The organism is Streptomyces sp. NPDC101132, from assembly GCF_044759225.1.
Lineage (GTDB): Bacteria > Actinomycetota > Actinomycetes > Streptomycetales > Streptomycetaceae > Streptomyces.
In genome coordinates, this window is record NZ_JBIVYX010000007.1 from 339,280 (window position 1) to 352,448 (window position 13,169).

General features: G+C 73.4%; 9 protein-coding genes and 1 riboswitch. Of the genes, 2 read left to right on the plus strand and 7 right to left on the minus strand.

Annotated features, from left to right (window positions below; translation table 11 throughout):
* Window positions 1-31: 31 nt before the first annotated feature.
* Genes ACIQUR_RS18780 through ACIQUR_RS18790 form a run of 3 tightly spaced genes read right to left on the minus strand, consistent with a single transcriptional unit; the run spans window position 32 to window position 4,978 of the window.
* Entirely contained in the window at window positions 32-1,231 is a 1,200-nt protein-coding gene (locus tag ACIQUR_RS18780; RefSeq protein ID WP_403665372.1) for an alkaline phosphatase family protein, read from the minus strand.
* A complete protein-coding gene (locus ACIQUR_RS18785) occupies window positions 1,231-1,830 on the minus strand; it encodes a DUF5998 family protein (RefSeq protein ID WP_403665374.1) in 600 nt (199 codons plus the stop codon). The genes ACIQUR_RS18780 and ACIQUR_RS18785 overlap by 1 nt, the downstream gene beginning before the upstream one ends.
* A 58-nt stretch (window positions 1,831-1,888) precedes the next feature.
* On the minus strand, window positions 1,889-4,978 hold the full coding sequence (locus tag ACIQUR_RS18790; protein ID WP_403665376.1) for a GNAT family N-acetyltransferase: 3,090 nt from the start codon (window positions 4,976-4,978) through the stop codon (window positions 1,889-1,891).
* 183 nt (window positions 4,979-5,161) lie between these two features.
* Here ACIQUR_RS18790 and ACIQUR_RS18795 point away from each other — a divergent pair, with 183 nt between their 5' ends.
* Window positions 5,162-5,443 carry an HPr family phosphocarrier protein gene (locus ACIQUR_RS18795; RefSeq protein ID WP_403665378.1) on the plus strand — a complete coding sequence of 94 codons (282 nt, stop codon included), beginning with the start codon at window positions 5,162-5,164 and terminating at the stop codon, window positions 5,441-5,443.
* A gap of 197 nt (window positions 5,444-5,640) precedes the next feature.
* Here the strand turns inward: ACIQUR_RS18795 and ACIQUR_RS18800 are convergent, their stop codons facing one another.
* The 4 genes from ACIQUR_RS18800 to ACIQUR_RS18815 form a co-directional block, all read right to left on the minus strand.
* The gene (locus ACIQUR_RS18800) at window positions 5,641-6,327 is read right to left on the minus strand and encodes a GntR family transcriptional regulator (RefSeq protein WP_403665382.1); all 687 of its coding nucleotides are present in this window, start codon (window positions 6,325-6,327) and stop codon (window positions 5,641-5,643) included.
* A gap of 279 nt (window positions 6,328-6,606) precedes the next feature.
* The gene (locus ACIQUR_RS18805; RefSeq protein WP_403665384.1) at window positions 6,607-7,404 is read right to left on the minus strand and encodes a M23 family metallopeptidase; all 798 of its coding nucleotides are present in this window, start codon (window positions 7,402-7,404) and stop codon (window positions 6,607-6,609) included.
* Window positions 7,405-7,416: 12 nt separating this feature from the next.
* Window positions 7,417-7,576, minus strand: a riboswitch (cyclic di-AMP (ydaO/yuaA leader).
* 206 nt (window positions 7,577-7,782) lie between these two features.
* On the minus strand, window positions 7,783-9,150 hold the full coding sequence (locus tag ACIQUR_RS18810) for a M16 family metallopeptidase (protein ID WP_403665566.1): 1,368 nt from the start codon (window positions 9,148-9,150) through the stop codon (window positions 7,783-7,785).
* A 20-nt stretch (window positions 9,151-9,170) separates the two neighbouring features.
* Complete coding sequence (locus ACIQUR_RS18815; RefSeq protein ID WP_403665386.1) at window positions 9,171-10,508, minus strand: M16 family metallopeptidase; 1,338 nt, start codon at window positions 10,506-10,508, stop codon at window positions 9,171-9,173.
* Window positions 10,509-10,711: 203 nt separating this feature from the next.
* Here ACIQUR_RS18815 and ACIQUR_RS18820 point away from each other — a divergent pair, with 203 nt between their 5' ends.
* The gene (locus tag ACIQUR_RS18820; protein ID WP_403665388.1) at window positions 10,712-13,168 is read left to right on the plus strand and encodes a DNA topoisomerase (ATP-hydrolyzing) subunit A; all 2,457 of its coding nucleotides are present in this window, start codon (window positions 10,712-10,714) and stop codon (window positions 13,166-13,168) included.
* Window position 13,169 lies beyond the last annotated feature (1 nt).

Genomic DNA, 13,169 nt, shown 5'->3' on the forward strand with positions numbered 1-13,169 from the left:
CGCGGTGGCGTCAGGCGGCAGGCGTCAGGCGTCAGGTGCGGACTTCGAGGAGCGGCACGAACTGCTCCGCCGGGGTCATCGAGCCGTGCATGCCGGTGAGGGCAGACTCGTTGACCTCGGTGCGGGAGGCGATGATCGCGACGTCGTCCCGGGCCGCGGCGATCACGTCGCCGATCCGGCCCAGCACGCGCTCGTCGCACTCCCCCGGCGCCCCGAACCAGCCCAGGGCGAGGGCCTCCTCGCGGCTCGCCACCCAGAAGCGGTCCCCGAGCACCTCGCGCCAGACCGTCAGTACGTCGGCCTCCGCGCCCGGTACGGCGTACACGTGCCGCGCCCGGCCCTCGCCGCCGAGCAGCGCGACGCCCGCGCTCAGTTCCCAGTCCTCGTCGAAGTCGTAGCGGGACTCCTCGTCGAACGGGATGTCCACCATGCCGTGGTCGGCCGTGACGTACAGCGCCGACCGCGCCGGAAGCTGCTCCGCCAGCCGCTGGACCAGCCGGTCCACGTACATGAGCTGGCCGCGCCACGCGTCCGAGTCGACGCCCTGCCGGTGGCCGGCGCCGTCCAGCTCGCTGTAGTACGTGTAGACCAGCGAGCGGTCCCCGGCGCCGAGCAGCTCGGCCGCGAGGTCCATCCGCTCCTCGCCGGTGATCCGGCCGTGGAAGGTGCCGCCGCTCAGCGCGACCTTGGTCAGCGGCGTCTGGGCGAAGTCGGGGGACGACACCTGGGCCGTCGCCACCCCGGCGTCGTGCGCCATGCGGAAGACCGTCGGGTACGGCTGCCAGACGGCGGGCGCGGTCCAGGGCCGCCAGCGCAGCTGGTTCATCAGCTCACCGTCGGCGGGGTTGCGGACGGCGTAGCCGGGCAGGCCGTGCCGGGCCGGCGGCAGGCCCGTACCGACCGAGGCCAGCGAAGTGGCGGTGGTCGCCGGGAAGCCGGCGGTCAGCGGGCGGCCGGTGCCGCCGCGCGAGCTGCCGAGGAGCGAGGTGAGGTACGGGGCCTCGTCCGGGTGCGCCTTGATCTGCTCCCAGCCGAGTCCGTCTATCAGGAACACGCAGTTCCGGTCGGCCGGGGTCAGCTCGGTGATCGTGGCCGTCAGCCCGGGCACGCCCTGGCCGGCCGCGAGCGTGGGCAGCAGGTCGGCGAGCGAGCCCGACCCGTACTGGGGCACGGGCGCGCCGTCGAGGTCGAGGAGTACCGGCTCGGGCTCCTGCCAGGCTGAGTGCACCATCAGCGGGCGCCGGTGGCGGCCGTGGCCTCGGACAGGGCCTGGGCGAAGGCGAGGGTCTGGCGCACGGCCTCGGGGCCGTCGCCCGCCTCGCTGACGCGCAGGCTCAGGTCGTCGGCGGTTGAGTTGCCGGTGTAGCCGTGGTCGGAGTCACAGTTCGGGTCGCCGCAGGCGGCCGGCTCCAGGTCGATGCGGGAGACCGCGCCCCACCCGATGGTCAGGACGACCTCGCGGGGCGGGGTGCCGGGGGTGTAGGACTCGGGGTTCGCCACGACGCGGCTGACGACCACGGAGGAGATCGCGCTGATCTTGACCGACTCGGTCGAGGTGGTCGCGTACGGGGACGGGGAGCCCGCGTCGGCGGCCTGCTCGTCGGTGTGGCTCACGATGAAGCGGTTGCCGGTCAGGACCAGGACGGTGACGTGCCGCCGCACCTCGTTGGAGTCGAAGGTGGTCTCCTGGTGGACCAGGTACGACGAGATCGGCTCGCCGCCCACCGCGGCCTCCACGGCCTCGGCCACGAGGGCCGGGTAGTAGCCGCTGCGCTCGATCGCCGCGCGCAGCCCCTGGGTCGTCGTACCGGATTTCGCCATGGGGTCCATCCTAAGGCCCGCAGGAGGCGCCCAAGCCGCTCCGTACGGCCGCTGCCCGCGGCGCCGGTCAGTAGCTCGGCAGCGTGCGGGGCCCGAGGTCGGTCCTGACCGGCGGGCGGGCGATCCGCACCTGCGCGCTGAGCACCGACAGACCCTCGGTCGCGACCACCACGGGCTCCAGGGAGACCCCGGCGACCTCGGGGTGCTCGTCGACCAGCCGGGAGACGCGCAGCAGCAGCTCCTCCAGGGCGGGGGTGTCCACGGGCGCGCTGCCGCGCCAGCCGAAGAGCAGGGGCGCGGTGCGGATGGAGCGGACGAGGGCGGCGGCGTCCCGGTCGGTGGCGGGCACGAGGCGGTGGGCGGTGTCGCCGAGCAGCTCGGAGGCCACGCCGGCCAGGCCGAAGGAGAGGACGGCGCCGACCGCGGGGTCGATGACGGACCGGACGACGGTGTCGACGCCCCGCGGGACCATCGCCTGCACCACGGGCTGCAGCTCGGCCGGCTTGCCGAGCAGCTCGGTCAGCTCGCCGTAGGCCCGGCGCAGCTCGTGTTCGTTGGCAAGCTCCAGGCGTACGCCGCCCAGGTCGGCGCGGTGCCTGAGGTGCGGGGCGGTGGTCTTCAGGGCCACGGGGTAGCCGAGCCGGCCGGCGGCCTCCGCGGCGGCGTCCGGGGTGGGGGCGGGCAGCGTGGGCAGCACCCTGATCCCGTACCGGGCGAGCAGCGCGTGGGCGTCGGCGTCGGCGAGGGTGGTGCCGGCGTCGCCGTCGGTGCCGGCGAGCAGCGCCTCCAACTGGGCGGCGGCTCCGGCGGTGTCGATGTCCTCGTACTCGGGGACCTGGCCGGACACCGCGGTGCCGCGGCGCCACTCGGCGTACCGGACGGCCTCGGCGAGGGCCCGGACCGCCCGCTCCGGGGAGGGGTAGGCGGGGATGGGGCCGCGGGGCGGGCGGGTGGGCTCGGGGGCGGGGGCGGCATTGCCGGGTGCCGCGCTGCGGGCCGCGGGCGCGGAACCGCCGCGGGCGGCGGGCGTGGCGGAGGCATGAGCGGATCCGGCGGAGGCCGCGCCCGGGCGGGCCAGCCGCGCTGCGGTGGCCGCCGGGCCCGTCCCGGCCTGTGCGCCGGACGCCGGGCTTCCCGCGGCCGGCGCGGTCCCTCCGGTCGTCCCGGTCGCCCCGGTCCCGTCGGCCGCCACGGCTCCCTCCGCCGTCCCGGCCCCTCCGGCCCCTCCGGCCGGCGCCGGCACGCCGGTGCCCGCCGGGTCCTCCGCCGTACCCTCCGTACCCGCCCTACCGACCGTGCCCGCCGTCGTCGTCGAGGCCGCCGTCGAGAGCGCCTCCGCCAGGTCGCCCAGCTCCACGTGCACCACGGCCACCGGCTTCGCCGGGCCCTCCGCCGCGGCCGCCCCGAGCGCCTCGGCCAGGTCCTCGGTGAGCGTGCTCTCCCCCACGGACGGGATGGCGGTGACGATCACCGCGTCGTTCCCGGGGTCCCGCAGCGCCGCGCCCAGCGCGGCCCGGAAGTCCGCCGGCTCCGCGGCCGTGGTCAGGTCGAGCGGGGCGTGCGGGCGCAGCCGCTCGGTGAGGCAGGCGTCGTACGAGAGGAGGCCGAGGGACTCGGAGTTGCCGAGGATCGCCACGCGCGGCCCGGCGGGCAGCGGCTGGTCGGCCAGCAGCAGGCCCACGTCCACGAGTTCGGTGACCGTGTCCACCCGGATCACGCCCGCCTGCCGGAGCAGTTCGGAGACGGTGGCGTCCGGCAGCCGGGTCTCGGGCACGGTGTGGCCGGCCGGGCTGACCCCGCTGTGGCGGCCGCCCTTGGCGACGACCACCGGCTTCACGGCGGCGGTCCGCCGCGCGAGGCGGGTGAACTTCCGTGGGTTTCCCAGGGTTTCGAGGTAGAGCAGGGCCACGTCGGTGGCGGGGTCCTCGTACCAGTACTGGAGGAAGTCGTTGCCGGAGACGTCGGCGCGGTTGCCCGCGGAGATGAAGGAGGAGAGCCCCGCGCCGCGCCGCACCAGGCCGGAGAGCAGGGCGATGCCGATGGCACCGGACTGGGCGAACAGGCCGATGCGGCCCGGCTCCGGGGAGCCGGGCGCGAGGGAGGCGTTGAGCCGGACCTCGGGGTCGGTGTTGATGACGCCGAAGGCGTTCGGCCCGATCAGCCGCATCCCGTACGAGCGTGCCTGGCGGACGAGTTCGCGCTGCCGTTCCAGCCCCGCCGGGCCGCTCTCGGCGTATCCAGCGGAGAGCACGACCAGGCTCTGGACGCCGTGTTCGCCGCAGTCCGCGACCGCCTCGGGCACGCGTTCGGCGGGGACGGCGACGACGGCGAGGTCGACCGGGCCGTCGAGGCCCGCGAGGGAGCGGTACGCGGGTACGCCGGCCAGCGTCCCGCCCGTACCGTCCGGCAGGGCGGCGTTGACGGCGTGGACGGTCCCGGTGAAGCCGGAGTCCAGGAGGTTGCGCAGGGCGGCCCGGCCGACGCCGCCCTCGGTGCGGCTGACGCCGATCACGGCGACGGAGCGCGGCGAGAGCAGCCGCTGCACGGAGCGGGCCTCCGCGCGCTGCTCGCGGGCGCGCTGGACGGCCAGGGACTCGGCGGTGGGTTCGAGGTCGAGGGTGAGGTGGACGGAGCCGTCCTCGAAGCTGCGCCTCTGGGTGTAGCCGGCGTCCGTGAAGACCTTGATCATCTTGGTGTTGGCCGGCAGCACCTCGGCGGCGAAGCGGCGGATGCCGCGCTCCCTGGCCACCGCCCCGATGTGTTCGAGCAGTGCGGAGGCGACCCCGCGGCCCTGGTGGGCGTCCTGGACCAGGAAGGCGACCTCGGCCTCGTCGGCGGGGCCGGTGGCGGGGCGGCCGGTGGCGTCGATCCGGTCGTAGCGGACGGTCGCGATGAAGTCGTCCCCCACGGTGGCGGCCAGGCCGACCCGGTCGACGTAGTCGTGATGGGTGAAGCGGTGCACGTCCTTGGCGGACAGCCGCGGGTAGGGCGCGAAGAACCGGTAGTACTTCGACTGGTCCGAGACCTGCTCGTAGAAGCTGACCAGCCGGCCCGCATCCTCGGTGGTGATCGGCCTGATCCGGGCGGTGCCGCCATCGCGCAGCACGACATCCGCTTCCCAGTGGGCCGGGTACGAAGGGTCCGACGGCGTCCGCATGGGCCAAGAGTACGGCCCGGGGCCCGGCGGACCCCACGCGCGCGGCGGGTTGGGCAAGAGGGACAAACAGGGCAAGCTGGGAGGTCGAACGGCGGACTCCTTCGGGCCGAAGGTCGGTCGGATGCAGCCCGGCGGTCGTGAGATAGTGGTCTAGACAACCCGTAGAACCTGAAGGGCATCACCATGGCAGAGCGCCGCGTCAACGTCGGCTGGGCCGAGGGCCTGCACGCTCGTCCCGCCTCGATCTTCGTCCGGGCGACGACCGCTTCCGGTATCCCGGTCACCATCTCCAAGGTCGACGGCACGCCCGTCAACGCCGGCTCCATGCTCGCCGTGCTGGGCCTGGGCGCGCAGGGCGGCGAGGAGATCATCCTGGCCTCCGACGCCGAGGGCGCGGACGCCGCTCTGGACCGCCTGGCGAAGCTGGTCGCGGAGGGACTCGAGGAGCTTCCCGAGACCGTCTGAGCTTCCGGCCGGTTTCCGGCCGATCTCCGGCCGGTCTCCGGCCGCCGAATGAGCCGTACCCCGCTCGGCGGGGTGCGGCTCATTTTCATTCTCCACACCCGGGACTCCGGGCCGGGCAGGAAATGTCCGCGCCGATATCAGGGCACGGGAAATTGGCGGCCCAACAAATTCCGCAGTCCCTTTGTATACGGACTTTGTTAAAAGCGGCCACCCGCGGTGTTTACGGCAGGTTGCGAACCCCTCACTTGCCCCTCGCCCCGCGCCCGCCGCAGCCGGTGCGCCCCCGTGGTCCGGTGCATGTGCGCGGCGGTGAGCGCCCGCGCCCGGTCGGCGTCCCCGCGCGCCACGGCGTCGACGATGGCACCGTGCTCGGCCCAGGACTCCACGGGGTGGGCCGGGGCGTCCACCACGTACATCCAGGCGATCTTGTGCCGCAGCTGGGTGAGCATCGAGATCAGGCCCGGGCTGCCGGAGGCCTGGGCGAGCGTCTCGTGGAACCAGCCACCCAGGGAGCGCAGGTCCTCCCCCTGGCCCCGGCGGGCGCGTTCCTGGCCCAGGCGCACGAGCCCGCGCAGCACCTTCAGGTGGCCCTCGGTGCGGCGCTGCGCGGCCCGGGAGGCCCCCAGGGGCTCCAGCAGCACCCGCAGCTCCAGCAGGTCGGCCGCCTCCTGTTCGGTGGGCTCGGCGACGCAGGCCCCGGCGTGCCGGCGGGTGGTGACGAAACCCTCCGACTCCAGGGTGCGCAGGGCCTCGCGGACCGGGACGCGCGAGACGCCGTACCGGCGGGCGAGGAGTTCCTCGGTGAGCCTGCTGCCGCGCTCGAAGACGCCGGCGACGATGTCGTCGCGGATCGCCGTGCACACCGCGTGCGCGGGAATGCGCATGACCGGACCTCCGCTTAATCCCCGCGAAACGCGGTCGGCGTCGACATGTGTGCCGCCGACTCTATTGCAGAAACGAGGAATTCCGGAGCGCGGCGATGAATTCCGGAATGGTTTTTTGCCAGATCCGCACATGCCGGGTCCCGACCGCCGGTCCCGACCACCGGTCCCGACACGCCGGCTCTCCGCGCGCCGGGCACGCCGAAGGCCCCGGCTCGGGGAGCCGGGGCCTTCGGGAAGCGGGGGTCGCCGCGGGGCGGCGGGGGCGCGGCGTGGCGCGGGTCAGATGCTGACGCCGTGCGAGCGCAGGTACGCCAGCGGGTCGATGTCCGAGCCGTAGTCGGCCGAGGTGCGGGCCTCGAAGTGGAGGTGCGGGCCGCTGGAGTTGCCCGTGGAGCCGGAGAGGCCGATCTGGTCGCCCGGGGTGACGCGCTGGCCGACCGAGACGTTGATCGACGAGAGGTGGCCGTACTGGGTGTACGTGCCGTCGTTCATCTTGATGACGACGTTGTTGCCGTACGCGCCGCCCCAGCCCGCCTCGACGACCGTGCCGAGGCCGACCGCGTGCACCGAGGTGCCGGAGGCGGCGTGGAAGTCGATGCCGGTGTGGCTGCCGGAGGACCACATGGAGCCGCCGGCCTTGTACGAGGTGCTGACGTACGAGCCCGCGACGGGGGCGACGTAGGTGAGCAGACGCTTGCGCTCGGCCTCGCGGGCGGCGCGCTCGGCGGCCTCGCGCTCGGCCTTGGCCTTGGCCTCGGCCTTCGCCTTGGCCTCGGCGGCACGCTGGCGGGCCTCGTTCTCGGCCTGGGCCTTGGCGGCGGCGATCTCGGCGGCGGCCTGCTGGGACTCGGCCTGGGCCTCGATCTGGCCCGCGAGGTCGTCCGCGACGACGACGGCGTTCAGGCCGGTGTCCTCGGGGCCGCGGGAGTCGGCGTCGGTGGCGGCGAAGGCCGGGCCGGCCAGGGTGCCGACGACACCGGTGGTCGCGAGGGCGGCTATGCCGGCCACGTTCGCGCTCTTGCGGCTCAGACGGCTGGGGCCACGGTGCTTACCGGTGGCACGACTGCCAAAGGCCATGGAGAGGCTGATCCTTTCCTTCCCTCTCGCCTACCGGGTTAGCTGACGGGTTCGGAGCAGGAAGGTCTCCTACGGGCCACCTCTGGCGAGGCGGTCCGATTCACCCCAGGGACTGATGTGGGTCCCCGGCTCCCCAGGCTCGCGCCTGACGGGGACTCGGCGATTGCTGTCCGGTGCCGCGGGTGCGGCTGTTACAGCTGACGGACAGCGAGGTTGACGCTAGGCGGATCGTCGGACAATCACCAAACGGACACGCTGTTTTGTGGCGTACGCCACGGGTCATTCAGGCAACGAACGCCCTGAAACGGACAGAAATCGCAAACGGGGCCCTGATGGACAATCCATCAGGGCCCCGCTCCATGTCGGGCCGGAACCGGGTCAGTTGGTGACCACGGTCACCTCTCCGATGCCCAGCGCCCGCACCGGGTCCGCGATCTGGGACGCGTCACCCACGAGCACCGTCACCAGACGGTCCACCGGGAAGGCGTTCACCACGGCCGAAGTCGCCTCCACCGTGCCGGTTTCGGCGAGCCGCGCGTACAACTGCGCCTGGAAGTCGTCCGGCAGCTCCTGCTCGACCTGGTCGGCCAGGGTGCCGGCGACGGCCGCCGCGGTCTCGAACTTCAGCGGCGCCACGCCGACCAGGTTCTGCACGGCCACGTCGCGTTCGGCGTCGGTCAGGCCCTCGGCGGCGAGGGTGCGCAGCACCTGCCACAGGTCGCCCAGCGCGGGGCCGGTGTTGGGCGTGTCCACCGAGCCGCTGATGGCCAGCATCGAGGCGCCGGTCCCGTCGGCCGTGGAGCGCAGCACCTGCCCGAAGGCGCGCACGCCGTACGTGTAGCCCTTCTCCTCCCGGAGCACGCGGTCCAGGCGCGAGGTGAGCGTGCCGCCGAGGCAGTACGTGCCGAGGACCTGCGCGGCCCAGACGCGGTCGTGGCGGTCCGCGCCGATCCGGCCGATCAGCAGCTGGGTCTGCACGGCGCCGGGCCGGTCCACGATCACCACGCGGCCGGTGTCGTCCGCGGTGACCGGCGTGACCGGGTACGCCTCGCCGGAGCCGCCGGTCCAGGAGCCCAGGGTGTCGGCGAGGACGGCGTCCAGGTCGGTGCCGGTCAGGTCGCCGACCACCACCGCCGTGGCCGTCGACGGGCGCACGTGGGCCTCGTAGAAGGCGCGCACGGCCCCGGAGTCGATCCGGCCGACCGTCTCCTCGCTGCCCTGGCGCGGACGCGACATGCGCAGGGTGGCGGGGAAGAGCTCCTTGGAGAGCTGCTTCGCGGCCCGGCGCTGCGGGTTGGCCAGCTCGTGCGGGATCTCGTCGAGGCGGTTGCGGACCAGGCGGTCCACCTCGCTGTCGGCGAAGGCTGGGGCGCGCAGGGCCTCGGCGAGCAGGGTCAGGGCCTTGTGCAGGCGGGAGGCGGGCACCTCCAGCGAGACCCGGACGCCGGGGTGGTCGGCGTGCGCGTCGAGGGTGGCGCCGCAGCGCTCCAGCTCGGCGGCGAACTCCTCGGCGGAGTGCTTGTCGGTGCCCTCCGACAGGGCACGGGCCATGATCGTGGCCACGCCGTCGAGGCCCTCGGGCTCGGCCTCCAGGGGGGCGTCGAGGATGACCTCGACGGCCACGACCTGCTGGCCGGGGCGGTGGCAGCGCAGGACGGTCAGGCCGTTCCCGAGCGTGCCGCGCTCGGGGGCGGGGAAGGCCCACGGCTTCGGCTGTCCGGCCTGCGGCTGGGGGTGGAAGGTCATCGAGGAAGCGACGTCGGCGGTCACTGGTCTGCCCCTTCGGCGTTGTCTTCGGTGGCGGGCAGCGGTTCGTACACGAGGACCGCGCGGTTGTCCGGGCGGAGCCGGGCCGCGGCGACGGCCTGCACCTCTTCCGCGGTGACGTCGAGCACCCGCTCGACGGCGGTCAGCGCCAGCTGGGGGTCGCCGAACAGCACGGCGAACCGGCACAGTTCGTCGGCCCGGCCGGCGACGGTGCCGAGGCGGTCCAGCCACTCGCGCTCCAGTTGGGCCTGGGCGCGCTCCATCTCCTCGGAGGTCGGGCCGTCGGCGGCGAAGCGGGCGAGCTCCTCGTCCACGGCCGCCTCGATGCGGGGCACCTCGACGCCGCCGGAGGTCTTCACGTCCAGCCAGCCCAGGGAGGGCGCGCCGGCCAGGCGCAGCAGGCCGAAGCCCGCGGCCACGGCGGTCTGGTCGCGCCGGACCAGGCGGTTGTGCAGGCGGGAGGACTCGCCGCCGCCGAGGATGGTGAGGGCGAGGTCGGCGGCGTCGCACTCGCGGGTGCCGTCGTGCGGGAGGCGGTAGGCGGCCATCAGCGCGCGGGCCGGGACCTCCTCGACGATCTCCTCGCGCAGCTGCGCGCCCATGACGTCCGGCAGGCTGCCGTCCCGCGGCGGCTGCTTGCCGTCGTGGGAGGGGATGCTGCCGAAGTACTTCTCGATCCACGCGAGGGTCTGCTCGGGGTCGATGTCGCCGACGACCGACAGCACCGCGTTGTTCGGCGCGTAGTAGGTACGGAAGAACGCTCGGGCGTCCTCCAGCGTGGCGGCGTCGAGGTCGGCCATGGAGCCGATCGGCGTGTGGTGGTACGGGTGGCCCTCGGGGTAGGCCAGGGCGGTCAGCCGCTCGAAGGCGGTGCCGTACGGGACGTTGTCGTACCGCTGGCGGCGCTCGTTCTTCACCACGTCGCGCTGGTTCTCCATGGACTCGTCGTCCAGCGCGGAGAGCAGGGAGCCCATCCGGTCCGCCTCCAGCCAGAGCGCGAGCTCCAGCTGGTGGGCCGGCATGGTCTCGAAGTAGTTGGTGCGCTCGAAGCTCGTGGTGCCGTTGAGCGACCCGCCGGCGCCCTGCACCAGCTCGAAGTGACCGTTGCCCGAGACGCTCGCCGAGCCCTGGAACATCAGGTGCTCGAAGAGGTGAGCCAGACCGGTGCGCCCCTTGACTTCGTGGCGCGAACCGACGTCGTACCACAGGCAGACCGCGGCGACCGGGGTCAGGTGGTCCTCGGACAGCACCACGCGCAGGCCGTTGGCCAGGCGGTGCTCGGTCGCTGTCAGGCCGCCGGAGGCGGCCTGCGCTGTGGCCGTGTGACCCATGGGCATGTGATCCCTTCGATCGCGATGAGAGAAGTCCTGCCACTGTATGCAAGCGCGCCGACGGGCGGAGAAGTTCCCGGGGCCTTCCGCGGACCCTTCGCCGCACCCCGTCCGGGGGTACCCCCAGGGTCGGGGTCGGCGTTGTCGGCGGGGCGGTCCACAATGGACCGCGTCAGACCGATCTCGGATCACGAGGAGCCGCAGCAGCGATGGCCCGCCGCAGCACGAAGACCCCGCCGCCGGAGGATTTCGAGGAGAGGATCCTCGACATCGACGTCGTCGACGAAATGCAGGGCTCCTTCCTCGAGTACGCGTACTCGGTGATCTACTCCCGCGCGCTGCCCGACGCGCGGGACGGGATGAAGCCGGTGCACCGCCGCATCGTCTACCAGATGAACGAGATGGGCCTGCGCCCCGACCGCGGGTACGTGAAGTGCGCCCGCGTCGTGGGTGAGGTGATGGGCAAGCTCCACCCGCACGGCGACGCCTCCATCTACGACGCGCTGGTGCGCATGGCGCAGCCGTTCTCGATGCGCCTGCCGCTGGTGGACGGCCACGGCAACTTCGGCTCGCTGGGGAACGACGACCCGCCGGCGGCCATGCGTTACACCGAGTGCCGGATGGCGGACGCCACGTCGCTGATGACGGAGTCGATCGACGAGGACACGGTCGACTTCACGCCGAACTACGACGGCCAGGAGCGCGAGCCCGTCGCGCTGCCCGCGGCGTACCCGAACCTGCTGGTCAACGGCGCGTCCGGGATCGCGGTCGGCATGGCCACGAACATGCCGCCGCACAACCTCGGCGAGGTCATCGCCGCCGCCCGCCACCTGATCCGCTACCCGAACGCGGACCTGGAGGCGCTGATGCGCTTCATCCCGGGTCCCGACCTGCCCACCGGCGGCCGGATCGTGGGACTCCAGGGGATCAAGGACGCGTACGAGTCGGGCCGCGGCACCTTCAAGATCCGCGCCACGGCGACGGTGGAGAACGTCACGGCGCGCCGCAAGGGCCTGGTCGTCACGGAACTCCCCTTCACGGTCGGCCCGGAGAAGGTGATCGCGAAGATCAAGGACCTGGTCGGGTCCAAGAAGCTCCAGGGCATCGCGGACGTCAAGGACCTCACGGACCGCTCGCACGGCCTGCGCCTGGTCATCGAGATCAAGAACGGCTTCCACCCCGAGGCCGTGCTGGAGCAGCTGTACAAGCTGACGCCGATGGAGGAGTCCTTCGGCATCAACAACGTGGCGCTGGTCGACGGCCAGCCGCTGACGCTGGGCCTCAAGGAGCTGCTGGAGGTCTACCTCGACCACCGCTTCGACGTGGTCAGGCGGCGCAGCGAGTTCCGCCGGGGCAAGCGCCGCGACCGCCTGCACCTGGTCGAGGGCCTGCTGGTGGCCCTCCTCGACATCGACGAGGTCATCCGGCTGATCCGGTCCAGCGAGAACTCGGCGCAGGCCAAGGAGCGCCTGATCGAGCGCTTCTCGCTGAGCGAGGTGCAGACCCAGTACATCCTCGACACCCCGCTGCGCCGGCTCACGAAGTTCGACCGGATCGAGCTGGAGTCGGAGCGCGACCGCCTGACGGCCGAGATCGAGGAGCTGACGAAGATCCTCGAATCGGACGCGGAGCTGCGCAAGCTGGTCTCCTCCGAACTGGCCGCCGTGGCGAAGAAGTTCGGCACCGACCGGCGGACGGTCCTGCTGGAGTCGGCCGGCGCCGCGGTCTCGGCCGTGCCGCTGGAGGTCGCGGACGACCCCTGCCGGGTGCTGCTCTCGTCGACGGGCCTGCTCGCGCGTACGGTCACGGGCGACCCGCTGTCGGAGGGCGACGGCAAGCGCGCCCGCCACGACGTGATCGTCTCGTCGGTGCTGGCCACGGCCCGGGCCGAGGTCGGAGCGGTCACCTCCGCGGGCCGCCTGCTGCGGCTGTCGGTGATCGACCTGCCGCAGCTGCCGGACACGCACGCCGCGCCGAACCTCGCGGGCGGCGCCCCGATCACGGAGTTCCTCTCCTCCCTGGCGCCCGACGAGAAGGTGGTCTGCCTGACCAGCCTCGACGAGGCGAACTCCCAGGGCCTGGCGCTGGGCACCGAGCAGGGCGTGGTCAAGCGCGTCGTGCCGGACTACCCGGCGAACAAGGAGGAGCTGGAGGTCATCACCCTCAAGGAGGGCGACCGGATCGTCGGGGCCGTCGAGCTGCGCACCGGCGAGGAGGACCTGGTCTTCATCACCGACGACGCCCAGCTGCTGCGCTACCCGGCGGGCCAGGTCCGCCCGCAGGGCCGCCCCGCGGGCGGCATGGCCGGCATCAAGCTGGCGGACGGCGCGAAGGTCATCCACTTCTCGGCGGTGGACCCGGCCACGGAGGCGTACGTCTTCTCGGTGGCCGGCTCGCACGGCACCCTGGACGCGTCGGGTACGTCGGCCAAGCTGACCCCCTTCGACCAGTACCCGCGCAAGGGCCGGGCCACCGGCGGCGTCCGCTGCCAGCGCTTCCTGAAGGGCGAGGACCTCCTGGTGCTGGCCTGGGCCGGCTCCGCCCCGGTCCGCGCCGCGTCGGCCAACGGCACCCCGGTCGGCCTCCCGGACCCGGACCCCCGCCGCGACGGGTCCGGCACCCCCCTGGCCAGCCCGGTCGCCACCCTCGCGGGCGCCCCGCTGTAAC